We start from the raw sequence: 25,047 nt of genomic DNA, 5'->3' as shown, positions 1-25,047 counted from the left end.
TGTGGTGTGTTACAGACATCATATTTGTAAATAGCAGTGGCTAGAGGCTCGTACTATAAGATGGCGACAGGGACTTTTCTGCACTACCAGAACCCAACCACTTGCGTTTCATAATTAGGATAAAGGCAAGTGCAATCGTCCAAGCTGTGTTGGCAAAACCCGAGACCGTTAGGAAAATTCCGTTATCGAGTCCCAGAAGATCGCCATAAGGTAGAAATAGGATTCCGACAATAATTCCAGCTATACCGAGTAAGCGGAAAGTACCACTCATGCGAGTCAGAGCAAACCCGGCACATAAAGTGTAAAGAGCCGAGAAAAGCTGCACTCCCAGATGCTCTCCGGCTTTACCAGCATAAAGATTAAGGATGTCGAACATCATAGTCACCATCGGTTGGCTGGAAGGATCGCTCTCTAACAACCTAGCTAGGTAAGGCATAGCAAACAGCCAGCGTAGAATTCCGAGTGCTTTGGCAGACACAGCAGCGATACACAAGTATACGACCAGATCAAAAATTACCCGGCTAATAGCATCCATCCGCCCTAAAAGTGCCTGCCGCGTTAACACCCACATGGGCAGTGTAATGATTACAGACATGAGATAAATGTAATACCCCTGAAAAACAGCCCCAGCATTTTCACGGATTAAAGGAAGACTTTCCCCTGCGGGAAGATCGAGGCTCCCCGGCCAACCAATAGCGCCACCTAAAATTCCAAAGGCTGTAAAGAAAACGATATTTTGCAACACGAAGAGTATCGCTGCGGTTATTGCCAATTTTTGAATTTGTCCATTAAGCATATTTCTTCTCCCTTGTGCAAGATTTTGTATAATGTTCCTATGTAGACAATGTCTATATATAAGATAGATAATAATATAGACGTTGTCAACATATTTTTTTTTAAGCATGATTAAAATAAGGACATGACAGCAAAAACAACACAAAAAGTGGAAAAATCCAGAGCTAGATATCATCACGGCAACTTGCGGGAAGAATTGCTTAGAGCGACAGGGGAACTGCTTGAAACTAAAGGGCTAGAAGCTATATCCATGCGGGCGATCGCCCGACATATCGGGGTGTCACATGGCGCACCAGCCAACCACTTCGCGAATAAAGAAGCTTTAATGACTGCCTATGTCGCCCAGGCTTTTGAAGATGCTGTCCAATCAGTAGAAAACGCTTGTCAGCAAGTCGGAGATGATCTAGAAAAGCGTTTTCTGGCTGTGGGGCAAGCCATTGTTAATTTTGCCATTAAAAATCCGAATACATTTAAGCTGATGATTCGTTCCGAGTGGTTTGACTCCAAACAAGTTGATGTTGCAATACCGCGCAGAAAGATGTTTGATATTCTTCTGAACCACATCGAAGCAATGGATCTTGTGAATGGAGCGCCTGCTCAATCAGCACAGACAAGAGCGATCGCAGCTTGGGCGATGATTCAAGGATATGCATCTTTGCGTATTGAAGGAGTTTTGGTAGCGGGTAAGGATGAAAAAACAGGCGATCCTCGTGAAGTGGCAGCAATTAAAGCTTATTTACACGGGGCGATTTTATCCTCGCCGCAACCCCATTCACTCAAGTACCCACAATCGGCTATTATGATCGAATAAATTAACGATTAAGCATCACACTTTTCTGTCCAATATCCCCCCATAAATTGATGCAAACACAACACAAATCGGCACAAAAGCCCAGCATTCGCCCCGAAAATCCTAATTTTTCTTCTGGCCCATGTTCTAAACGTCCTGGTTGGTCTTTGGAGGTATTAAAAGATGCAACTATTGGACGTTCTCACCGTTCTAAGTTAGGTAAGGCTAAGTTAGCGGAAACCATTGAGTTATCCAAGGAAATTCTCCAAATTCCTGATGATTATCGATTGGGTATTGTCCCGGCATCGGATACGGGTGCGGTGGAAATGGCTATGTGGACGATGTTAGGACAGCGCGGTGTTGATGTTTTAGCGTGGGAAAGTTTTGGCAAGGGCTGGGTGACTGATGCAGTTAAACAGTTGAAGTTACAAGATATTAATACTTATGAAGCCGATTACGGGCAAATTCCCGATTTGTCGCTGGTTGATTGCGATCGCGATGTGGTATTTACCTGGAACGGTACGACTTCTGGCGTTAAAGTTCCTGATGGTGATTGGATAAAAGATAATCGTCAGGGGTTAACTATTTGCGATGCGACTTCTGCTGTTTATGCAATGGAAATTCCTTGGCAGAAAATCGATGTTTTGACTTATTCTTGGCAGAAAGTCATGGGTGGTGAAGGCGCTCACGGTGTAATTGTTTTGTCTCCAAGGGCGGTTGAAAGATTAGAAAGTTATACTCCTGATAGAGCATTACCAAAGATTTTTCGGTTAACTAAAGGCGGTAAATTAATCGAAGAAATCTTTGAAGGTTCTACAATTAATACACCATCAATGTTATGTGTAGAAGATGCAATTGATGGTTTAAAATGGGGCAAATCCATCGGCGGTTTATCGAAGTTAATTGAGCGTTCTAATAGTAATTTACAAGTTCTAGAAGATTGGGTTGCGAAATCCGACTGGATTGATTTTTTAGTAGCAGATAAATCGATTCGTTCCAATACTTCTATCTGTTTGAAGATTGTTGATCAATGGTATAAATCTTTATCGAAACAAGAACAAGCAGCCAAAGCCAAAGAGTTAGTTTCCTTGATGGCTAAAGAAGAAGTTGCCTATGATATCGGTTCCTATCGTGATGCTCCTCCGGGGTTGCGTATTTGGGGTGGTGCAACGGTAGAATCCCAGGACATGGAAGCTTTAACCCATTGGTTAGATTGGGGATTTGGTCAGATCAAGCAGTAAGATTTATCGTTTGTATACCAGATTGTAGAGACGCAATATATTGCGTCTCTACATTGTTTTGCATGGGGAACTAAATATTTCTAAAAACAGTCATTACATTAATGGGTGTCGTTTCAAAACCCGAGCAAGGGAAATTACACAGATATTAATAAAACTTTTTCCGGGTTATCCTAACTTTCAGTCGTATCATCTTAAATGTTAATAGCAGAAGACGTTTTCAAAAAAAATTACAAACAATTCAATTACAATCAAGCTTAATTATATGAATTAGAAAATTAAGTTTTTAAGTTTTTAATAAAATATTCCTAAAATTCCTGACTATAGGGTGTGTTTAGAGAAAAACAAAAAACAGCGATGATTAGGTGAGTGAGGAGAAGAAAATGAAAGATTCTACAGCAGTACCATCAGATTTTTCATTGGAAGAATGGATGCATAATCCACTTAAAGATGCCGAAATTACAGAAGATTTCTTAATACAAAATTGGATGGAAAACTCGGAAGATAAATCAAAATCATTCGATAAATTAGACAGAACTTATAAAGAAGTTGAAGATGTCTACGAAATCGAATGGGTAAATGAAGAGTTAGTAGAACAAAAAGTTTTAACACTCAAACAACGAAAAATTTTAGGCAATCTTTACTATTATTGGAGAAGTTATAAAAACTCCAGCGGGCAAGGTGGAGAGGTGTATAATCACGTACCCTGTCGCACTAAAATTCAAGGGCGATCGCCAGACGTTGCTTACATTACACCGCAGTTAGTTGAGCATTTTGGCGACTTGGAAGTATTCCCTCAAAGTTTCTCCTTGATTGCCGAAGTGGCTTCTCCTGCCGATTTAGCAGAAGAATTGATTGCAAAATCTCACGAATATTTGCGTTCCGGAAGTGAGGAAGTTTGGTTAATTTTCCCAGAAAATCGTTGGATTATTATTGTTACGGAAAATCAACGACTTATATTCAGTTCTGGCGATATAGTTTACACTCAAAGATTACTGAATGGCTTTAGCGTTGGAGTTGATGAGTTATTAGGATAAGGAATGAGGAGAAATAATCAAAGTTGATTCATTTTTTGGTATTCCTAAAAGAAAATTAGGATTATTTGTAAAAAGACAAATTTTTATCCTTCAAAAATTCACTTTTAACAGCCCACCTTCGTGGGCTTTGTTTTTGTAGCCCCAGACTTCCAGTCTGAGGGTATTATTTTTAACTACTAACTAATTTTTAAATCTTACTTAAACCCCAAAATCTCCGAAACTGCTGCAACAATATCAAGATAAAAATTTCCCTGTACTGCACGGAATAATTCAAATTTAGTGCCAGGTGCGCCAAAAAACGGTCTTAAAAACCATCCTAACTGCATACCGACAAAGCCGTAAAGCAGTAACCAAGATTTTAAAATAGTTGTCCGAGTACCAATACCTTCTTCATCTTGTTGAGAAAGCAACTGCATTCCATCGTAAAGGAATTTAACCCCGAATGAACCTGTGATACCGAAAATAAACACATTAAGAATTTTGAAAAATTGGTAAGAGTCAGGTGTGGTAATTAGAAAGAATAAAGTTACTGGTGCAAAGCTGAAAAGCAGCACGCTGATTACCGATACAGCAGTAAGTAATACGACAAAATGCTGTTGTAAAGTGCTACGAGAGCCAAATAAAACATTGAAAAAGAACAAAGTTGGAAAACAAATAAACAATGCTAATAAGTAGAATGCAGGTAGCTTAATCGCGCTGGTTAATGCTTGCATCCAGCCATGAGAAGCACCAATAATTGCACCATAAATTGCAAAGAAAATAGAACTGGAAACCAGTAAAGAATTAGTTTTACTTTGTAATCGAATTTCCTGACGAATTTCTTCTAAAAAGCTTTGTCTATCCCGCAGTAAGCTGAGTAAAACATTAAAGTGTTTGCTTCCTTGAAATTGAGTTTTATTTTCCAGCATTTTATTATCTTGATTCATTATTGTTATTTATTACAGTGATGATGATGGATTTTATGAAAATTAACTGAACAAATAGCTTAACTCCTAACTCCCCTAAAGACGTAACGCCCGGCTACGTCTCTACAACAACTCCTAACTAAATTACCTAAATCCCAAAAGGTGAGCTAAAGATTGAATAATACTTAAATAAAAGTTTCCTTCTCTTTCTCTAAATAATGTAAAAGGTGCTGTTGGAGTACCGAAAAAAGGTCTGAGAGTCCATCCTAATTGACTACCAACAAATGCATATAAAAATAACCACGATCGCAATATTTTTTGCCGCATGAGACTATTTTCACCATCTTGTTCTAAAACTACTTTTGCAGCTTTATATAAAGAAGAAATCCCGATAAATCCTGTAGAGGCAAAAATAATTACATTTAACAAAATGAGAAACTGATAGTTACCAGTACTAAGCATAAAAAACAAGGTTATTGGTGCAAAGCTAAATAACAGTACACTCGTAACAGAAACAGCAGTTAAAACTAAAGCAAAGTATTGAGAAAAAGTTCGTTTATCGCCAAAAATTATATTAGCAAAATACAAAGTCGGTAGACAAATTAGCAAGGTAATTAAATAAAGTGCCGGTAACTTTATAGCAGAAGATAAAGCCTGCATCCAGCTATGATAAGCACCAATAATTGCACCATATATAGCAAAAAATAGCGAACTACAAACTAATAAAGAAATGATTTTATTTTGTAATCGAACCTGTTCGCGAATTTCTTCTAAAAATCCTTGACGTTCTCGCAGTAAGTTAGTTAATACGACAAAGTATTTATTAACTGTTGATTGTTTTTGAAGCATATGATTTAATAAAAGGTCAAGGTTAGAGGTCTAAGGTTGGTAATAAACAACTGTCAATTATAGTTGTAATCCAAAATCTAAAATTTAAAATCCAAAATTCTATAACTCCTAACTTATTCGTGATAGTCATTCCCAGAACCATATTTCCAAGCATCAACCCAACGATGCCAATAATATTGATAGTTATTTGGAAGATTTTTCATCCACGGTTCTAACATTTGACTGGCAATAAATAAAACAGAATAAATACCTAAATTAATGTAATGCCATAACCAATCTAACAAAGTTATTAAACCAACTTGAGGAATGATTTTTATAACTAAACTTGGATGAGTCAAACTTGTTTTTAAAAGCGTTTTTGTTAAACCTCCAAACTGCACTACATCTTGTAAAAATGGCTTGAGTACTGGTTCGCCTAACTGTTGCATTTGACCAAATACAACTGATAATAATTGATTGATTTGATTTGACTCAATTTTTTGATTTACACCCACACTCATCGCTTTTTGAAATAACCAAGTAACTGTTAAACTTGGTTGATATGGTTGCAACAATGACAGCGATGCAGCTGATAATTGATTAGTTTGCAAAGCTTCATCAATACCCAAAGTTAAACGCTTGAGATTTCGTATCATTGCACCGAAACCACCGAAACTTAAAGGAGATTGATTTCCGCTACTATCACCTACTGGTAAAATACGAGAAAATGGTGTTTTTAAAGGACTTTGACGATAGGAAGGAAAGAAGCCAAACAGCGCTCGTTTAAAGTCAAGTTGCTGTAATTCTACACTTTGATATTCTGGCATCAAGCGCAGATATTCCTCAAAAAATGCTTCCAATCCGATATGCTGTAAATGTGCATCCATATAGGTAAACATATAAGTTGTTCTACCTTCTTTTGCGGGAAAAGCTTCCCAGAAATACTGACAGTGGTTTTTTATTTCAGTAAAGGATAACAACAAGTCACCAGTTTGGTTTTCCGGAAAACCTGAAGCACAAGTTCCTACTACTAAACACAACGCATCCGGTTTGACTCCTTGACGTATTTGCTGGGTGATAGGAGAAAGGTTCCCCATAGCATCGATTAATAATCTACTTTTGAATTGATTGTTTACTACTACTCCATCGGGATGAACTACTGCTTCAATAAAAGGTGTATTTTCAAACAGCTTTCCTCCGATTTCTAAAAATCTTTGTTTCAAAATTTCGAGTAAATAAACTGGATATACACCGATATTGAGAACATTTTCTACCCAAACTTCTGTACCCGAAGTAAAGCTGACTCTAGCTGGGTTATATTCAGTAACAATTGATTTTTTTAACTCTTCAGAGGTAAGTAAATTTAAGTCTAAAAGTACTTGTAATTCGTTACGAGATATGTTCCATTCTTGCTCTCTACCTCGTAAAATTCCTCTTTCAATTAACGCGACTCGTAAACCTCGTGAAGCTAAAGCACAAGCAATTAAAATACCTAAAGTTCCCCCAGAAATCACAACATCCCAATCGACTATATTTAAAGGCTGTTGATTTTCTTTTACTACTATTGGTACGGGTGTATTTCCCGATTTTAAGGATGTTAATATCCTATCTGCACGACGTAATCCCCCTAAGACATCACCTGGTAATTGCGTCAGAATTTCCTCTGTTAAAGACATAGTTGTAATTTGGGCTAATTTGTTGAAGTTATATATATTTAATTTTCTTACTTTCGATGACAATTATGCAGAAATCTATCGCGCTGATTTTAAGTATCGACTTTAATTCAATAAATTAAATAAATATATCCAATAAATATATCTAATAGATATATCTATTAGATATATAGTTTTATAAGTATTGATTTTTTACAGAAAATTTTGGCTGCAAAATCATCATAAGTATAATTACTGAAAAAATGTAGGTCAATATACAGATAAATAAAATTTTTCAAGATATTATTCAGTTTCATAATCCTGATGTCAAGGTGTCAAAGGGTTATCAGCAGTTTTGCCGCTCATACTTCCACTTTCAGTAGTTTCAAATCAGCTTTAAACAAAATTAATTTTTGATGAATATAGATAAAGAAACAGTAAAGTTACGAGGAAAAGGGTGTAAAAAAAAATAAAAATAATTATCGTAAGAGACGAAACTCTTACTAAATAATATTCTTAATTAGATGTATGTCTAAATAAAATTAAATTAGTGATTTTTTGAGATTCATGAAAATAGCTTTTATAGTAGATAAATTTCCCGTTTTATCAGAAACTTTCGTTATTAATCAAATTACAGGTTTGATTGAGCGCGGACACGAAGTACATATCTATGGAAGACAGACTGATGATAGTAAGCTGCATCCAGATGTAGAAAAATATAAATTGATTGAGCGCACGCGCTATTTACCAGAAATACCTAAAAATTATTTATGGCGTTTATTTAATACCTTTTATTTGTTTGCCAAAAACTTTTCTCAAGCTCCTTTAGTTTTACTGCGTTCTCTGAATCTTTTTAAGTATGGTAAACGAGCTGCTTCTTTAAGATTATTTTACTCAACTTTACCGTTTTTAAATGCGCCCGAATACGATATTATTCATTGTCAATTTGGCAGACAAGCAGTTTGTAAATTTGGGCCTTATACTTATGAGGGTGTAGTTTTACGTGATATTGGTGCAGTCAAAGGAAAGTTGCTTACTACTTTTCGTGGCTACGATATCAGTTGGTATTTATATCAATATGGAGAAAAAGTCTATGATGAATTATTTGAAAAAGGAGACTTTTTCTATACTAATTGTGAATTTTTTAGACAGCGAGCAATTCAACTCGGATGCGATGAAAAGAAAATTATCGTACACGGTTCGGGAATTGATTGTAGTCGGTTTAAATTCAAACCTAGATATCCCGATGATTCTGGCTTAATTCGGATTGCGACAACGGGACGTTTAATCGAGAAAAAAGGTATAGAATATGCAATTCGGGCAATGGCTGAAGTTGTAAAAGTTTATCCTAACGTAGAGTTTAATATTATTGGCGATGGAGAGTTAAAAGAACACTTTGCTCAAATCATTCAGGAATTAAATATTGCTGATAAAGTACATTTAAAAGGATGGAGAAATCAAAAAGAAATTATCTCTATTTTGGATGAAACTCACATCTTTGTAGCACCAAGCGTCACTGCTAGCGATGGAAATCAAGATGCTCCAGTTAATACCTTAAAAGAAGCAATGGCAATGGGTTTACCAGTTATCGGTACTCTACATGGTGGTATTCCCGAATTAATTGAAGATGGCATTTCAGGCTTTTTAGTTCCTGAGAGAGATGCATCAGCCATAGCCGATAAATTAATCTATTTAATCGAGCATTCTGAAATGTGGCAACAAATGGGTTTATCCGGTCGTAAAAAAGTAGAAATGCACTATGATATCAACAAACTTAACTCTGAATTAGTGGAAATTTATCAGCTTATATCAAGTAATGATTTGTATTTATCCAAAGAAAAAAGGCTACTTTCTTCTGTAAGTCCCAAGTACATATAAATAAATACAAAAATCCCAAAATCCCAAAAATACAAAATTAGAGGATTAAAATATGAACTCCAAACCAGAAGTAACTATCATCGTCGCACCAAGAGAACGTTTCAGTTATACTCGTGAATCTTTGGAAAGTATTTACGAGCATACACAGCTACCGTTCAAGTTAATTTATGTTGATGGTGGTTCACCTTCTCATATTAAGAAATACTTGGAAACTCAAGCAGCAGAAAAGCAATTTCAAGTGATTCGTACCGAACACTACCTTTCTCCTAACCATGCGAGAAATCTTGGTTTGCGTCAAGTTGACACCAAGTATGTAGTTTTTATCGATAACGACGTAGTTGTGACTCCCGGTTGGTTAAAAGCTGCGGTAGACTGCGCTGAGGAAACCAATGCAACCGTAGTCAGTCCTCTGGTATGCCAATATTTACCGCTACACGAAGAAGTCCATTGCGCTGGTGGTGAATCGGGAATCAAGGTAGAAACCAAAAACGACACCACAAGAAGACGGTTTATTGAAAAGATTTACAAGCAAGGACGCAAAGTTGCAGATGTACGTCCAAATTTACAGCGTCATGAAACCGGATTGGCTGAATTTCACTGTATGATGGTACGTACCGAAATCTTTGATAAAATCGGTTTACTTGATGAAGGATTGTTGAATACGAAAGAACACGTAGATTTATGTATCTTGGTAAACGAAGCTGGTGGTAAGATTTATTTAGAACCCGATTCTTTAGTAACTTATGTACCCGGACCACCTTTAGAATGGTCGGATGTTGGTTATTATATGTTGCGCTGGAGCGACGGTTGGGAAATGGCTAGTTTGAAAAGATTGCGCGATAAGTGGAATTTGACTGAAGACCAGTATTTTAAAAATAAATATAACCGCTTGGGATGGCGCAGAAAAATGACAATTATCGACCCCATCAGTCGTCAACTTGGCTTTGGCAATCGTTTCGCTTCTAAGGTAGCCGGTAAATTACTTGGTAAAGCAGATAGATTGCTAAATCAATATATTACCAGCAGTTACGCCCGCAAACACCTACAAAATAAATCTAATCAAACTCCTCCCAATCAACCACCATCTACAATTACAGCATCATCACAAGGTTAATATTTATCTAAATCTTCATGTAGAGACGTAAAATTTTACGTCTCTGCATATAGGAGGTCAAATGGCAAAAAACTTATGTAAAATCAAGGGTGAAAAAGATTGAAAAAAAATAAATTTAGAAAATATCAACAATACGAAGCAATTTATACACCAGAAAGTTTACTTAGACATCCTTCCAGATTATTTAAACAAATGTGGTTGGATTTATTAGGTTCTCGCGAACTAGCTTGGAGATTGTTAGTAAGAGATATTAGCGCTCAATATCGTCAGTCATTTTTAGGGATAATTTGGGCTTTTATTCCACCAATAGTCATGGCTGCGGGATTCACTCTTGCTAGTCAAGCCAAGGTGATCAATGTTGGGGAAACTGATTTACCTTATCCTGCCTATGTAATGTTTAGTACGGCTTTATGGCAAACCTTTGTAGATGCCATCAATGGTCCAGTAAAAGCTGTAACAGAAGCTAAACCGATGCTCGCAAGAGTTAACTTTCCTAGAGAAGCTTTAATATTAGCAAAATTAGGAGAAGTTTTTTTTAATTTTGCCATCAAATTAATTTTAATTACCGGCTTATTTCTCTATTTTCGCGTACCCGTAAGTTGGACAGTAATTTTAGCACCAGTGGCTTTAATTCATTTAATCTTTTTAGGTACATTTATTGGTGTTTTGCTATCACCTTTAGGAGTTTTATATCAAGATGTATCCAAAGGATTAACTTTACTAACGAGTTTTTGGCTGTTTTTAACTCCTGTGGTTTATCCAGTTCCCACACAAGGAATTTTCGGTAGTATAGTCAAACTAAATCCGGTTACTCCCCTGCTCGTAACAACACGAGAACTCGCAACCACTGGAATCATCTCGCAACCTGTAGGGTTTTGGATTGTCAGTATTATTACTATAATTGGATTATTTGTAACCTGGATTGGATTTCGTTTAGCAATGCCTTTTGTGGTTGAGAGAGTAAGTTCTTAAATTATGACTAGTTTAATAAACAGAAAAATTGATACGCAGCCCGAAGAAACTGAAGTTGTGATTTCAGTTGAAAATGTTTCTAAAAAGTTCTGTCGAGACTTAAAACGCTCTTTATTTTACGGTTTACAAGATATCGCCACTGAAGTGACTGGTAGAAAAAGAAAAAGCGATAGTTTACGTAAGAATGAGTTTTGGGCGCTCGGTAATGTCAGCTTTCAACTGCACCGTGGTGAAGCCTTGGGGTTAGTTGGTTCTAATGGAGCCGGAAAAAGTACCATATTACGAATTATCAGTGGTTTAATTAAACCAGATACTGGAACGGTAAAAGTTAAAGGTAGAGTTGCTCCTTTAATTGCATTGGGAGCCGGTTTTAATCCTATTTTATCCGGACGAGAAAATATTTACGCTAATATGTCAATTCTCGGTTTAGAAACCGCAGAAATTGAAAAAAGATTTGATGAAGTTGTTGAATTTGCCGAAATTGCTGATGCTATTGACGCACCAGTTCAAACTTATAGTTCGGGAATGGCTGCACGATTAGGATTCGCTTGTGCTGTTCACATCGAACCCGATATTTTATTAATAGATGAAGTGCTGGCTGTGGGTGATGTCAAATTTAAAATGAAGTGTCATCGTAAACTATCAGAATTACGTAAAAAAGGCACGGCATTTATATTAGTCACTCATAATTCTCATAGCATATTAAATATATGTGAAACTTCGATATTTTTGAAAAAAGGTCAATTGATTGCTTCTGGAGATACCGAGAAAGTAATTCGTACATATGAAGAAGACCTTTGTTTAAGTGGGACAGAGAATGCTTTGGGAAGAATGGTTTTATCACCTAAACCCAAAGAAAAAAGCAATGGTTTAGATATAGTTTCCCTTTGTTTTAAAGACCAACAAGATAATAATTTAGAAACTTTGTTTACTGGTGAATCAGCATATTTAAGTGTAGAATGCAAATCTTATGAGCATATTAATAATGGCAATTTAGGGATGTTAATTACCGCATTATCTGGAGGAGAAGGTCTTGTGTTATATATGACTTCTGCTAGCGATAATCAAGAATTAGAAATTCCCGTAGGTAAATCCGAAATCCGAATGCATATGCCTTATTGTTCTATGGTTCCTGGAGTATACAGTGCCAGAATTTATATTCGTAATGGCGTATATTCTTATGATATTGTGGAATCTTTCCGATTTACAGTCAAAGCGAATAGAACTATTAGCAGATGCCAATTTTATCAACCAAGACAATGGCAGGTTGTGAGTAAATAAAAGATTTTAATCATCATTAAATATGAACATGAACATCATAAAATTTACTATTAAAATAGGATTCATAAATCCACTTAAAATATGTCTAAGGAGTAGTTTTAGTTGAAACATATTTGATGTTTAATTGATTTTATTTACTCAAATATCATTGATTAGAATTTCAGGTATAATTCCAGTAAATTTTAATTTTTTCATAACCTTAAAATTGGAAAATGCTACAAATGGGTGTCTCAAAATGAACAATAATATTTTACTTAGTATCATCATTCCGAGTTACAACAGACCTCATTTTTTACCGCGTGCTGTTAGCAGTGCTTTACAGCAAACTTTGCAAGATATAGAAGTAATCGTAGTTGATGACGGTTCCGACGAGCCAGTAAATCTACCAGAAAATTCTCGTCTGCAAGTAATTCGGCTACCTCAAAATAGCGGTAATGCTGTAGCTCGTAATGTAGGCTTAAAAGCTGCCAAAGGTCAATATGTCACTTATCTCGACGATGACGACCAATTATTGCCAAATATGGCGCAAGTCTCTTTAGATGCTCTGGCTACTACAACATTACCCAAACCAGTAGCAGTACTTTCGGGTTTGGAAGTTGTTAAACCCGACGGTGAAGTAACTGATAGACGTTTACCCCCCACTTTACCCCTTGGTTCTCATTTCTTTCTCGAAGACATTGAACCTGGGAAGTCTTATTTATCCAAACAGACATTAGTTGTGGGAAGAGAACTTTTGCTGGAAATTGGCGGTTACGATGAAAGTTTTACGTCTCGTGTCCATACTGAAATGTTTTTGAGGCTTAATCCAGTATGTTCAATTTTAGGTTTACCAACAGTCACTTATCAACTTACTGCTCACGAAGGAGCGAGAATTTCTCGTAATCCAGCGCTGCGTCAAATTAATTTTGAACGTTTGGTGAACAAGCATGAATCACTGTTTAAACTACATCCTCAAACCTTTGCAAATTTCTTATGCGATCATGCAGCTAGATCATTTGAACTTGGTCAACCAAAAGCCGGATTTTTTAGCTTATTGCGTGCATTTCAATTAGATTTTAAGCCAACTTTAGGAAGAACTAAATCTCAATTCAAATATACATTAGGAAAGTATACGAAGCAGGTGTTACGAGAAGCTTTGAACAGCAATTAAAACTATTAAGAGTTTTGCCCGATTATCTAATTAAAATTGATACACAAACTGTTTGCGAGCATTTTATCCGGGGGTTTTCTCGGATTTTTTTACCTAATTTTAAAATAAAAATTTAAGCTATTTATCACGATTAAGACATAAATATTACTTATTACTAACGTTCAGAGATACCTTAAAGAATAATTTATTCTGCTATAATTTAACTACAAAAAACATTAAATAAGTTAGTAGCACAACTCAAATACGATGTTATTCTCACTTTAATTACACTGCTCGCTATGGGTATTATTAACAAAAAAATATCAGAAGATATTAAAGAAGCAAAATTTTTCCCCATGAAAAATTAGACATTTGAAAGCACAAAAATTATCATAATTAGCAATGCTCATCAAAAATTTGATATAACTACTTACCAATTTCAAAAAATTGCTTTTGCAATATTTAGCTGAAAACATCAAGGGTACATTTACTACGCATGAATATTAAATTCAAAAGCCCATAAATGCAAAATTGTAGGACAATAGAAATGCAAAAACTTGTTTCCGTAATTATTCCTAGCTTTAATGCTCAAAAGTGGCTAGCAGAAGCTATTGATAGTTGTTTAAAACAAACATACTCTAATATCGAAATCATTGTAGTTGATGATTGTTCCACTGATAAATCTATGGAAATCATCAAAAGCTATGGAGATAAAATACATTGGGAATGTCTTCCTAAAAATAAAGGCGGAAGTTACGCTAGGAATAGAGGGTTTGCTTTATCTAAAGGAGAATATATTCAATTCTTGGATGCAGACGATTTTATTTTACCAAAAAAAATAGAAACACAAGTAAATTTTTTAGAAGAAACACAAGCAGATGCTGTTTACGGTGATTGGAGATATCAAGGGCATCAATCTAATGGGGTAATATTCCTCGATCAAATAGAAAAGCCTGAAACACAAACAGATATTCTACAATCTTTACTCGAAAATTGGTGGACTGCTGTCGCATCATTATTTTATCGTAGAAGCGCTGTCGAGAAAAGCGGCGGATGGGATGAAAGTTTATTAGCAGCACAAGATAGAGATTTCTTCATTTCAGTAGTAATGAGTGGTGCAAAAATTCTTTATCAACCTGGTTGTTATTCAATATATAGAAGATACGGTAACGTGACAGTATCAACCGCTTCAAAACCACGTTGGGTAGAAAATCACTGCAAAGTTTTACAAAAAGTAGAAACAAGACTTTTGCAACAGAATAAACAGATTCCAATTAACTATCGTCACGCTTTAGCTCAAGGTTACTTTGAATTAGCTAGAGACTATATGTATATAGACTATTCACAATATTTACGATTTTTAAATAAATCTTTAGCTCTTTGTCCTGATTTTAAACATAAAAGTTCAAAAACTATTTATAATTTAGTTCAAGATATTTGTGGATTTCGTTTGAGCGAAAAATTTGTTCATCGCATACTACTTTTACAAGCATTTATAGATGCTAAAACCAATCTCCGAATCTCAAAAAATCACGGTTAAATCCCAGCGTGGATTGTGCTAATGTTGATAATTGCGTAGTACAATAACCTTTAATTAGGGAAAAACTCATGAATAGAGGAAAAATCGTCGCAATTATTACGGGTGTCATTTCCATACTTTTAGCTGTTGCTTACCTTCTAATAGTCCAAATTCTCGACTTTCGAGGAGAAATGAAACCCGCACCAATGACTCAAGTAGAAATACATTCTCTAGTAGCTAGTCATAATTATACTAAAAACCCAACTTATAATGATAGGACTTCAAGCTCGTTAAACCCCGTTTGTCGATCAAAAGTTCGTAATAAATTAAAATCCTCTATTATACCAATAACGATTTCGGCGGTAGTGTAGACAATGCAACCATCACTCAGGTGTCCACCAATAACTTTACCATGGCTATTTGCGATCGCCATGTGAAGATGTACCCCTGTGGTTGCTAAAGTACCGTTGAGAGAAAGGATTTCAAATTTTTCGGTTAATACTGTACTATTACTTTGATCGGCGAAGCGAATTGTTGCTTGTTTTAAACTACCGATCGCAGTTAAGATAAATCCTGCTTGAATATTTTGTTCGACTGCAAAGTTTTTTAAAGTTTTTCGTAAATCTGCATCGGGTTTCAGTCTAATGGGAAAAGCTTTCATTAGTTTTGAAAGGTTTGTGGTACAGAATGTGCTTGCTTAGCTAGATCAAAATCATCGTATTTCAATTTTATTGCATTTACCGAAGCCCTTCGGGCTTAAGTAAAAAGTAAAAAGTGATAATATATGCCCGTATTTTGGTATAAAGACCTCGTCTTTTAAAGACGAGTAAAAACCGTGCTTGTATCATTATTTGAATCCTCTACCTTTTAGGGAGAGGTACTACATATAACATATAACTTACTACTTATTACTTGTGAAACTCTTCGCGCTGAGGAAAGAGATAAGTAATTATACAGCGTATTGGGAATAGTTACTAATTTTTAAAGTAATTTTAAGCTGATGAATCTCAACCAGTGAACAGAGATTTCATTTAAGTGATTTTACTGAGAGTTAATACTTATTTAGTAGAAAATAAAATTATCTGTGGAAAGTTGGGTTTCTTTATTAATTAGAACAATTAGAAATATTCTCAGTAAGTTTACGGAAGCGTATCCAATAAAACATTTTTAGAATATACGCAAAAGCTTCTAGTTAATATTATCAGGATGCGACATATGGCAGAACTGCTGCCTCATTGCCAAAATCTAAAAGAACAAGTAGATACTATTTTACAACTTTTACAGCAAGAACCGTCTTTAGCTTCTTGTGATCTAACTCCAACTCAAACTTCGTTGAAAAAAGCCATCTCTCCCAAGTTTGAAATCGTGTTTGCAGGTGCATTTAGTGCTGGGAAATCAATGTTAATTAATGCGCTTTTGGAGCGGGAATTGCTTTATAGTGCAGAAGGACACGCTACGGGTACGGAATGCAAAATAGAGTATGCACATCCAGAGAATGAGCGAGTTGTTCTGACATTTTTGAGTGAAGTAGAAGTGCGAGAACAAGTTTTTTCTTTATGTGAGCAGTTGAGATTGCATAAAGTTGAGAATATTAATCAAGAAGATGCAATTGAATTATTGCGTAAAGGATGCGAGACTATCATCCTTTCTGAAGGTGGTGAAAGTAAATCCGAACGTGCTAAACAAGCAAAAGCCTTAATTCTATTATTGTCGGGGTATGTCGCAAATCGTCAACACATCCATACGATAAATAATGCTACCTACTCCATGGAAGAGTTTAACTTTAATAACCTCAAGGAAGCTGCTGGATATGCACGTCGAGGAAGTAATAGTGCAGTTTTGAAGCGAATTGAATATTATTGCAACCATCGTCTGTTGCAAGATGGTAATGTAATTATTGATACGCCGGGTATTGATGCGCCGGTGGAAAAAGATGCACAGTTAACTTATACAAAAATTCAGCATCCCGATACTTCTGCGGTAGTCTGTGTTTTAAAACCCGCGTCAATGGGTGATATGACAAAGGCTGAAACTCAACTTTTAGAAGTAATTCGTAATAATCCAGGAATTAGGGATAGGGTTTTTTACGTTTTCAATCGGATTGATGAAAGTTGGTACAATACCGACTTGAGACAAAGACTAGATAATTTAATTAGTACCCAGTTTCAGGATGGTAGTAGGGTTTTTAAAACCAGTGGATTGTTAGGATTTTACGGTAGTCAGATTAAACAAACAAGTCAAAAAGATCGGTTTGGTTTAGATTCGGTTTTTGCTGGTAAGATTCATCAAACAAGTAATCAAACAACGAATCAAACTAATAATACAGCAGAATCAGAGGAAGAAACGCCGCAGTTTGTGTACGAATTTCTGCGTTATTGTACTGCTTCGGGTAAACTATCTGCTGATAAATTTCGGATTTCTGTGAATAATTTTGAAAGTCGAAATCAGAATTATCTGAGAATTTTATCAGAGCAAGGAAACTTGTTAATTAATCAATTGATTCAAGATAGTGGTGTTGAGGATTTTAAAACAGCTATTACTCGCTATCTTACTCAAGAAAAACGTTCTCAGTTATTTAAAAATTTGGCTGACGATTTAGAAGATGTTTGTATTAAACTGAAAAAATACTATCAAGATATACAGCGAGATTTAGACAGTCAACCACAAGAAATTGAGGCAATGAAAGCTCAGGAATTGCAACGTCTCAATCAACAATTACAACAAGTAGGAAATGATTTTCGCAACCATATTGCAGCAGAAGTTAATCAGGTGGTAACCAATGCGTGCCATAACTTTGAAGCGGATTTTAATGGATTGCGATCGCTAATGATTCACCGTTTGGATGAATTGTTAGATACTTTCTCTGTTGCGGATACTTATAAACGTGCGACTTTGAGTCATCCTCGCAATGCAACAGCACCTTTGATTGCTATTTTAGTAGAAGCATTGTATTATTTATCAAATCAGTTGGAAGATATTTTAGTAAAGTCTTCCGAGGATATTGTTGCCCGTTTTTTTCAACGTTTAAATGAAAGAATTACTAAGGCTGAATATTATCGTCAACTATACCGTTTATTAGGTAATGATGGAGGTTTGGAACAAGAATTAGAGAATTTAAAACAGCAGATTGCTCTAGCTTTAAAAAATGCAGCGCGGGTAGAGTGCGATCGATTTGCCAGAGAAAGTCCTAGATTTTATGATGAAGGTACTTTTTCAATATATCAGTTTCGCCAAACTTTACAGCAAACTTCTCAAGCTTACGATTGTGAAAGTATGGTAGATGCGGAAGCTGCAATTAGACAATTATTAAAGCTAGATTTTGAACCAAAAGTCAGCAAAACGATTCGTATAACCTTCCGTCAAACGATTAATCAAAGTTTTAAAACTCAGCTTTTGCCAATGGCAGAAATCAAGAGTGATGAAATTCTACAACAATATCCCAAAGCACGGGCTTATTTAGAGGAAACTTTGCAAAAAGAAGCTCAAGAGAAGATTGCTCACAACAAACTACTCTTAGATGCTGTTTCTGAAAAAATTGCCACCTTCAACCAATCGACTTCCGGTATCAACCTTTGCTTGGAAGCGATGCAACTCTACGAGCATTTATTACCCACCATCGAGTCAATTGATAGTACGTCATCTGAAAACAACGGTTATGCTCAAAATATAGCCCAAATTATCTAACCTTAACGATTGATGTTGTTTCTGTGACAGAGATATCAGAAAAATATTGGTAACTTAATTGAAACTTATCCTAAATTAATAGACTGAGATGAAAAGTAAATTCAAACCTTTGAGTTGCAACGACGATGATGTTTTGTCTTACAAAGGTAGCTTGCTCAAATTTAGTCAGTTTAAGCAACAGTTAGAAAATGAATTATGGGAAAAAGTAAACTATCTTCTCACAAAAGAAAATAATGGTTGTAATAGCAGAGAAAGAATATACGATTTAATTAATAATTCTTTTAGTTCCTGCAATATCAGCGTCACCTTATCTTCACCAGAAGAAGGGAATGATTGTGAGATTCTCCGACTTGGTGCTAAAAGTTGGCAGAAAGGAAAAATTAGAAGCAATTCATTTATCAATTTCTTTCCCAATGATAAAGGTTCTAATCAAAGAGTTCAAATTCAGTTTGATTTAGAATTTTTATCTGAAGAAAATGAAGTTAAACAGCCTCAATTATCTTTTGATGATATAAGGTATGCTGCATAAAATATCAAATAGTTTTTCTTGGAATATCTTAAATTAATTAATTTTATTTCTGTCTGTCTCTGGGTTTAACAGAGAATTACATTAAACAGATATCATCTCTTTTTTTGCATCACATCAATAGAGAGATGAAAAATTAGTGACGGATTCGCATTCAAAAAAATGTGATGCAATAAATTATCCACAAATCTAAAAATTTAAAATTAAGTATGCATTGTCAAGTTGAATCTTTAATTGAAGACAGCGAGTTTATTCTATTAAATAATATGGTTTTTAATGCCAATCAAATTAAAAACAATATTGTTACAGATTTTAAACCAAGAGAGAATGATTTAAACTTTTGTCGTAAAAATACATTTTTGAAAAAATATTTTCGAGAAATAAATAACCAAGGAATATTTAACCGCATCGAATGGAAGTTTTGGTTAAAAAAAGATGTTGAATGCGAATTGATGACATTTGATAAAGTTAAACAAGTCGATAAATTGCAACTCAGAGTTATTTTAAATTTTTCATCAACATTACAAATAATTAATAATCATACATTTGATGACTTATCTGACAAAGAAAATCAGAATCATGAATATTTTGGATTAAAAGTTTTATTAAATTATTCTCTCCAAGAATTAGAAACTGAAGAAAAATCAACAAAAATACCGACAAAAATCAATTATATAGATACAATAGCTTTCCCAAATATTAATGAGCAAAACAATGAGCAAAACACCGCGTATTCCTATCCCCTCAGCAGTCAGAAAATATGTATTTGAACGCAATAATTACCAGTGTCAAAGCTGCGGTAAACAAAATGCAGAAAGTCAATTAACTATTGATCATATTATTCCTTTAGTGCGTGGTGGTTCAAACGATATCAGTAATTTACAAACTTTGTGCTTTACCTGCAATCGTCAGAAAACTGATAATATTGATAATCGATTTCGACGTTATTTTGATTAGTTGCGAATATCGCGGTTTTTAAATAGTAATCGCAACGCCTCCTTATTTAAGGGTACCGACTATAAATCGCGACTATACGAGCAAAAGCCGCATAAGCAGGTTATAAATCATCAAGTTTTTACTATTAACACAAAAAAATAAGGTTTCAAAACTTATTCCCCAGTCAAAAGTAAATTCACGTTAATTAAGTATTGCATTTTTTATCAATAATTTGAAAAAGACGTTGCATTGCAACGTCTCTACATAATTTTAATTCAACTGACTCAACCAATAACTAACATCAACTTTTAATTTATGTCCTAATTTCAAAAGTTGACGCAATTGATTTTTATCTTTATTGTTGAAAATTTCATTGATAGATTTAGGCAGTATTTCACTGTGTAAACAACTAAAGTATAATTCTTGAGAACGTTCTAAAGAAATGCCTAAATTTAACTTTTCTTCAACTTCAATCAATTTTTCCAATCGCTGGATGTGAAAATCAAAATTGCCGTTGGTATCGTACAATAACTGCCACAATAAACCTAAACTCAATCCCTCAAGTATCTGCTTTCCTTCCAGCAAATTCAAGTGACAACGTAAATGTTTCGCTTCATTGGCGATCGCCTCTAATTCTACCAGATGATTCCAACTTGATTGCGCTTCGTCAATATCCTGTTCGAGGGTACGCAATGTCATCATACACCGATATTCTAAGGCGATTTCTGCTGCTGCCTGTAATTCTTTGGGTGCTTCTAATCCATCTCGGTGGAATGCCATCAACACTCCGTAATTATCCCGATACATTTGAGTATAAAGTTGGTCTACTCTTGTTAAAGTTTCTCGGCTCAATAAGCGCATTAATCGATGACGTTCCTCGGCGAACAAATTTTGTAAATTGAAGGATTCTTCGCCAAATAATTGGGTCATGACTAAAATAATATGAGCCGTACTTCCCTGCTGTAAAGCAGTTAACAACTTATCTTTAAGTTGAGTATAATTACGTTTTCCTTCAAACGGTTGAATACAGCAATGAAAATCCCAACCTCCCAAATGCAATACGGCAAATGTCATTTGCTGACTTTCCCATGTCACTTGCGATACCAACTTTAAATGTCCTACCGCCAGCGTTAGAGAACCCAAACGTTGCAGTTGATAATCTAATTCGCTCGCTGTATAGCAATAAACCTGTTTTTGATAGATATCCGAATCATCATCGTTGTCTTTCATGTCAGCAAAACCTGACATTTTCTCTACAGGTTGGTGTCCATTAAATAACGACGTAATTGCGTGGTGCGCTGCAACTTGTTTAAAACTAATTTGGGAAGGTAACACCAACTGACGATAAACTTCAGCCCCGGTTCTAAAACCATCAATATTGCTCGGAGCCTGATCAAGTCTTTTGAGGAAACCTTTTTCCAGTTGTACCCCAGCCACTTCTGCGGCTAATTCCATAGCGCGGGAAGCGTAACGGAGAATTTGAGTTCCTTCGGGACGGGAAATTTCTTCAAAAAACCATCCGCAACTGGTAAACATTAATAATGAGTGACGCTGCATTTCTAACAAACGTAAAGCGTCTACCTGTTCTGATGCTTGTAGCTGATGTTTTTGATGCCGATTCAAAAAGCTGGAAATATTATTAGCACTGCGGTCTAATACAATTTCTATATATTCATCTCGTGTTTTCCAAGGATCAGAAAAAAACTTGCTCCCTTGTTCCTCGTATACTTCCACAAGTCGATCCCGCAGCCAATTGAGAGTATCACGTAAAGGTCTACGCCATTTTAAATGCCAATTGGGCGCACCACCACAACCACAATCATCTTGCCATCGATCGACACCGTGAGCGCAGCTCCAGGCTGTGACAGGTTTTAATTCAACTTCCCATGTCGGAGTATTTAAACTCAGATAATGAGCAAAATTAGTTACCGTCCAACCCCGATGAGGGAATTCTTGAGTAAAAGCATAAGCCAAAGTTTTCTCAGTACCCTTTTTATGGTGTCCGAAAGTTTCCCCGTCGGTAGCCACCGAAATTACTTGAGACTGACGACGATCGCCGCGAACTGCTGCACCGATACGTCCCGCAAAGTGGCTCGAATTATAGACTACATCGCTAAAACCCATGTCTCGTGAAATCGGACCATCATAGAAAAAGATATCAATATATTGGCGTTCTGACTCATTTCCTGGTAAATAACAGCGATAGGGACGAGTGGGATCGATTTGATTTCCGCCGACTTCGTGCCATTCAGATTCCGGATGAGAAGATGTGGGGATCAAACGACAACGCTCGGCTTGGGAAGGTGCAAGCACAATGAAGCGAATACCTTCATTTACCAAAGCTTGTAGTGTTGCATAATCAACAGCAGCTTCAGCCAACCACATTCCTTCGGGATCGCGTCCGAAACGAAACCGAAAATCTGCTTTACCCCAACGAATTTGTAAATATTTATCGCGTTCGCTAGCCAACGGCATAATAATGTGATTATATACTTGCGCGATCGCGTTACCATGACCGTTGAGACGCTCGCTACTTTTTCGATCTGCGTCGATAATTTGCTGATATACATCAATATCGTAATTTTGCAACCATGACATCAAGGTTGGACCGATATTGAAGCTCATATACTCAAAATTATTTACGATCCCCGCCACCTCACCATGCTCATTTAGAATTCTGGCAAAGGCATTTGGACGATAACACTCGTGATGAATTCGTTCATTCCAATTGTGAAACGGTGCAGCACCCGGTTGACGCTCAATCGCGTTTAAATAAGGGTTTTCTCTTGGTGGCTGATAGAAATGACCGTGTACTGTAATATAAACTCCTGTAGCCGTTTTTAATGGGTTGTGTTTAGGAGCATCGGTATTTTCATTTTGAATCAAGTTTGCACCAACAGAAGTTGGTAACTCAGCAGTAGAAGTCATGTAGAGTTATTCCTTATTGAGATAAACTTGCGGTTCAAGCAGAACACAATCTAATATCGTTTTCTTACAGAAGGCTATTTTCAGAAATTGTAGATGAAAATTTTACACGAATAATCTAACTTGAATTTGTTTAAGCACTGTAGAATTGGCATTTGCATTCCCGCTTATACTAAATGTCAACCAGCGATTTATCAAGTATTGTTTTGACAAACTGTAAGAAAAAAATCAGCAATGAAAAGCAAAATTTTCCCCCGGTGGTCTTAGGGAAAATTTTAATTCTCTCTTAATACATTAAAACTCATTTTTAGTATACAATATTATCTGATTTTTAGAATTTTTGCAAAGAAAGATTGCTGATACTATGTAAAACGTAATCTTATTTTATATATCCGGAGAAAAAATCAAACCAGTAAAATCTCGGAAGCCTTTAAAAACGGGCTTCAGACTATTCTAGAATCTGAAGCCCCGTCTTCATATATTTGAGTAATATTAAGTATTACTGGAATGAACATTAATAATAATAATGAAGAAGATTATGATCAATTTGTCAAATAATTAGTTACTGTTTCTTCAGATAAGACTCTTATAATGCAAGACTTACGGTGACTAATCCACGTCAACTTCAGGTGACAAATGTCTGGAAAAAAAATTCTGTTTCTGTTTCCACTAGCTTTTATTCCCGTTTCTGTAGTCGCAAACTATCTTGGATGGGAAGATTTGATCATATTCATTTTGTCTGGATTGGCAATAATCCCCTTAGCGGCTTGGATGGGTACAGCCACCGAAGAAATTGCAGTAGTAGTAGGACCTAACCTTGGAGGGTTGTTAAATGCCACTTTTGGTAATGCTACAGAATTGATTATTGCAATTATCGCTCTGAGGGCTGGTTATGTAAACGTCGTCAAAGCTAGTATTACAGGTTCCATTATTAGTAACTTGCTTTTAGTAATGGGACTTGCCATGCTTTTGGGTGGAATTCGCTACAAAGAACAAACATTTCAATCATTAGTAGCGCGGATGAATGCAGCAGCCATGAATTTGGCAGTGATTGCGATTCTAATTCCAACAGCAGTTAACTATACCTCAGAAGGAATTAGCCAAACAACTTTGCAAAACCTTTCTCTTGCTGTAGCTGTAGTGTTAATAATAGTTTACCTTTTGACTTTATTATTCTCGATGAAAACTCACTCCTATCTATATGATGTGGGTGTAGCAGAAACAGAAGCGATGGCAACTCCTGAACATAAACCAAATCTTGTGCTGTGGATTGGGGTATTGCTTGTATCTACGATAGTAGTAGCTTTTGAGTCAGAATTACTGGTTGATTCTTTAGAAACAGCTACATCTCAACTCGGTTTGACGGCACTATTTACAGGTGTAATTATAGTCCCCATCATCGGTAACGCCGCAGAACACGCTACAGCAGTTACTGTGGCAATGAAGGATAAAATGGATCTTTCGGTTTCTGTAGCAGTTGGTTCTAGTATGCAAATCGCCTTATTTGTTGCTCCTGTCTTAGTCATAATTGGAAAATTTTTAGGACAACCAATGGATTTAGATTTTCACCCTTTTGAATTAGTAGCTGTAGCTGCCTCAGTATTAATTGCAAACAGCATCAGTTCTGATGGAAAATCAAACTGGTTAGAAGGAACTTTACTCTTGGCAACTTACGCTGTAATCGGATTCGCTTTCTTCTTTCATCCCATAATTGAAGGTATTGGTTAATTGGTAATTGGTAATGGGTAATTGGTAATGGGTAATGGGTAAAGGGTAATTGGTAATTGCTAATTGGTAATTGGAGATGGTAAATAATCAGCAGTTATGCCCCATCCCCC

20 protein-coding genes are annotated in these 25,047 nt (G+C 35.9%); 14 read left to right on the top strand and 6 right to left on the bottom strand.

Translation table 11 applies throughout. The annotated features are described in order from the left end of the window. Nucleotides 1-40 precede the first annotated feature (40 nt). Nucleotides 41-796: a hypothetical protein gene (locus IQ247_RS19345; RefSeq protein ID WP_193922736.1), complete on the bottom strand. Its 756-nt coding sequence runs from the start codon at nucleotides 794-796 to the stop codon at nucleotides 41-43. Between the two features lie 147 nt (nucleotides 797-943). Here IQ247_RS19345 and IQ247_RS19340 point away from each other — a divergent pair, with 147 nt between their 5' ends. The 3 genes from IQ247_RS19340 to IQ247_RS19330 all read left to right on the top strand — a co-directional run bounded on the left by IQ247_RS19340 (nucleotide 944) and on the right by IQ247_RS19330 (nucleotide 3,860). Then, complete coding sequence (locus IQ247_RS19340; protein WP_193922735.1) at nucleotides 944-1,606, top strand: TetR/AcrR family transcriptional regulator; 663 nt, start codon at nucleotides 944-946, stop codon at nucleotides 1,604-1,606. A gap of 50 nt (nucleotides 1,607-1,656) precedes the next feature. Beyond that, nucleotides 1,657-2,826, top strand: coding sequence for a phosphoserine transaminase (locus tag IQ247_RS19335; RefSeq protein ID WP_193922734.1), 1,170 nt, complete (start codon nucleotides 1,657-1,659; stop codon nucleotides 2,824-2,826). A 380-nt stretch (nucleotides 2,827-3,206) separates the two neighbouring features. Further along, on the top strand, nucleotides 3,207-3,860 hold the full coding sequence (locus IQ247_RS19330; protein WP_228059874.1) for a Uma2 family endonuclease: 654 nt from the start codon (nucleotides 3,207-3,209) through the stop codon (nucleotides 3,858-3,860). Between the two features lie 194 nt (nucleotides 3,861-4,054). Here the strand turns inward: IQ247_RS19330 and IQ247_RS19325 are convergent, their stop codons facing one another. The 3 genes from IQ247_RS19325 to IQ247_RS19315 form a co-directional block, all read right to left on the bottom strand. Then, nucleotides 4,055-4,786: an actin-binding WH2 domain-containing protein gene (locus tag IQ247_RS19325; RefSeq protein WP_228059873.1), complete on the bottom strand. Its 732-nt coding sequence runs from the start codon at nucleotides 4,784-4,786 to the stop codon at nucleotides 4,055-4,057. Nucleotides 4,787-4,909: 123 nt separating this feature from the next. Then, nucleotides 4,910-5,614: an actin-binding WH2 domain-containing protein gene (locus tag IQ247_RS19320; RefSeq protein WP_193922733.1), complete on the bottom strand. Its 705-nt coding sequence runs from the start codon at nucleotides 5,612-5,614 to the stop codon at nucleotides 4,910-4,912. Nucleotides 5,615-5,727: 113 nt separating this feature from the next. Next, entirely contained in the window at nucleotides 5,728-7,269 is a 1,542-nt protein-coding gene (locus IQ247_RS19315; protein WP_193922732.1) for an NAD(P)/FAD-dependent oxidoreductase, read from the bottom strand. 543 nt (nucleotides 7,270-7,812) lie between these two features. Here IQ247_RS19315 and IQ247_RS19310 point away from each other — a divergent pair. The 6 genes from IQ247_RS19310 to IQ247_RS19285 all read left to right on the top strand — a co-directional run bounded on the left by IQ247_RS19310 (nucleotide 7,813) and on the right by IQ247_RS19285 (nucleotide 15,159). Continuing rightward, complete coding sequence (locus IQ247_RS19310; protein ID WP_193922730.1) at nucleotides 7,813-9,123, top strand: glycosyltransferase; 1,311 nt, start codon at nucleotides 7,813-7,815, stop codon at nucleotides 9,121-9,123. 52 nt (nucleotides 9,124-9,175) lie between these two features. Beyond that, complete coding sequence (locus tag IQ247_RS19305) at nucleotides 9,176-10,237, top strand: glycosyltransferase family 2 protein (protein ID WP_193922728.1); 1,062 nt, start codon at nucleotides 9,176-9,178, stop codon at nucleotides 10,235-10,237. A 99-nt stretch (nucleotides 10,238-10,336) separates the two neighbouring features. Continuing rightward, on the top strand, nucleotides 10,337-11,209 hold the full coding sequence (locus tag IQ247_RS19300) for an ABC transporter permease (RefSeq protein WP_193922727.1): 873 nt from the start codon (nucleotides 10,337-10,339) through the stop codon (nucleotides 11,207-11,209). 3 nt (nucleotides 11,210-11,212) lie between these two features. Beyond that, nucleotides 11,213-12,490 carry an ABC transporter ATP-binding protein gene (locus IQ247_RS19295; RefSeq protein WP_193922726.1) on the top strand — a complete coding sequence of 426 codons (1,278 nt, stop codon included), beginning with the start codon at nucleotides 11,213-11,215 and terminating at the stop codon, nucleotides 12,488-12,490. Between the two features lie 235 nt (nucleotides 12,491-12,725). Next, entirely contained in the window at nucleotides 12,726-13,640 is a 915-nt protein-coding gene (locus IQ247_RS19290) for a glycosyltransferase family 2 protein (RefSeq protein WP_193922725.1), read from the top strand. A gap of 526 nt (nucleotides 13,641-14,166) precedes the next feature. Beyond that, on the top strand, nucleotides 14,167-15,159 hold the full coding sequence (locus IQ247_RS19285; RefSeq protein ID WP_193922724.1) for a glycosyltransferase family 2 protein: 993 nt from the start codon (nucleotides 14,167-14,169) through the stop codon (nucleotides 15,157-15,159). Nucleotides 15,160-15,403: 244 nt separating this feature from the next. On the opposite strand, the gene IQ247_RS19280 is transcribed toward IQ247_RS19285, so the two are convergent. Beyond that, nucleotides 15,404-15,799, bottom strand: a complete 396-nt coding sequence (locus IQ247_RS19280; protein ID WP_193922723.1) for a PPC domain-containing DNA-binding protein — start codon at nucleotides 15,797-15,799, stop codon at nucleotides 15,404-15,406. A 554-nt stretch (nucleotides 15,800-16,353) separates the two neighbouring features. Here IQ247_RS19280 and IQ247_RS19275 point away from each other — a divergent pair. From IQ247_RS19275 to IQ247_RS19260, 4 genes are all read left to right on the top strand, one after another. Beyond that, a complete protein-coding gene (locus IQ247_RS19275; protein ID WP_193922722.1) occupies nucleotides 16,354-18,822 on the top strand; it encodes a dynamin family protein in 2,469 nt (822 codons plus the stop codon). 88 nt (nucleotides 18,823-18,910) lie between these two features. Continuing rightward, on the top strand, nucleotides 18,911-19,351 hold the full coding sequence (locus IQ247_RS19270; protein ID WP_193922721.1) for a KGK domain-containing protein: 441 nt from the start codon (nucleotides 18,911-18,913) through the stop codon (nucleotides 19,349-19,351). Between the two features lie 206 nt (nucleotides 19,352-19,557). Beyond that, complete coding sequence (locus IQ247_RS19265) at nucleotides 19,558-20,118, top strand: hypothetical protein (protein ID WP_193922720.1); 561 nt, start codon at nucleotides 19,558-19,560, stop codon at nucleotides 20,116-20,118. Beyond that, entirely contained in the window at nucleotides 20,063-20,305 is a 243-nt protein-coding gene (locus IQ247_RS19260; protein ID WP_193922719.1) for an HNH endonuclease, read from the top strand. Before IQ247_RS19265 ends, IQ247_RS19260 begins: the two co-directional genes overlap by 56 nt. A 249-nt stretch (nucleotides 20,306-20,554) precedes the next feature. Here IQ247_RS19260 and IQ247_RS19255 read toward each other — a convergent pair whose 3' ends face one another. Beyond that, nucleotides 20,555-23,212 (bottom strand): DUF3536 domain-containing protein, encoded by a 2,658-nt coding sequence (locus IQ247_RS19255; protein ID WP_193922718.1) that lies wholly within the window; start codon nucleotides 23,210-23,212, stop codon nucleotides 20,555-20,557. A 633-nt stretch (nucleotides 23,213-23,845) separates the two neighbouring features. Between IQ247_RS19255 and cax the strand changes: the two genes are divergently transcribed. Continuing rightward, entirely contained in the window at nucleotides 23,846-24,937 is a 1,092-nt protein-coding gene (gene cax / locus IQ247_RS19250) for a calcium/proton exchanger (protein WP_193922717.1), read from the top strand. Nucleotides 24,938-25,047 lie beyond the last annotated feature (110 nt).

Origin of the sequence: Plectonema cf. radiosum LEGE 06105 (assembly GCF_015207665.1) — a bacterium.
GTDB classification, from domain to species: Bacteria; Cyanobacteriota; Cyanobacteriia; order Cyanobacteriales; family Nostocaceae; genus Rivularia; species Rivularia radiosa_A.
This window is presented reverse-complemented; position numbering and strand designations above follow the sequence as displayed.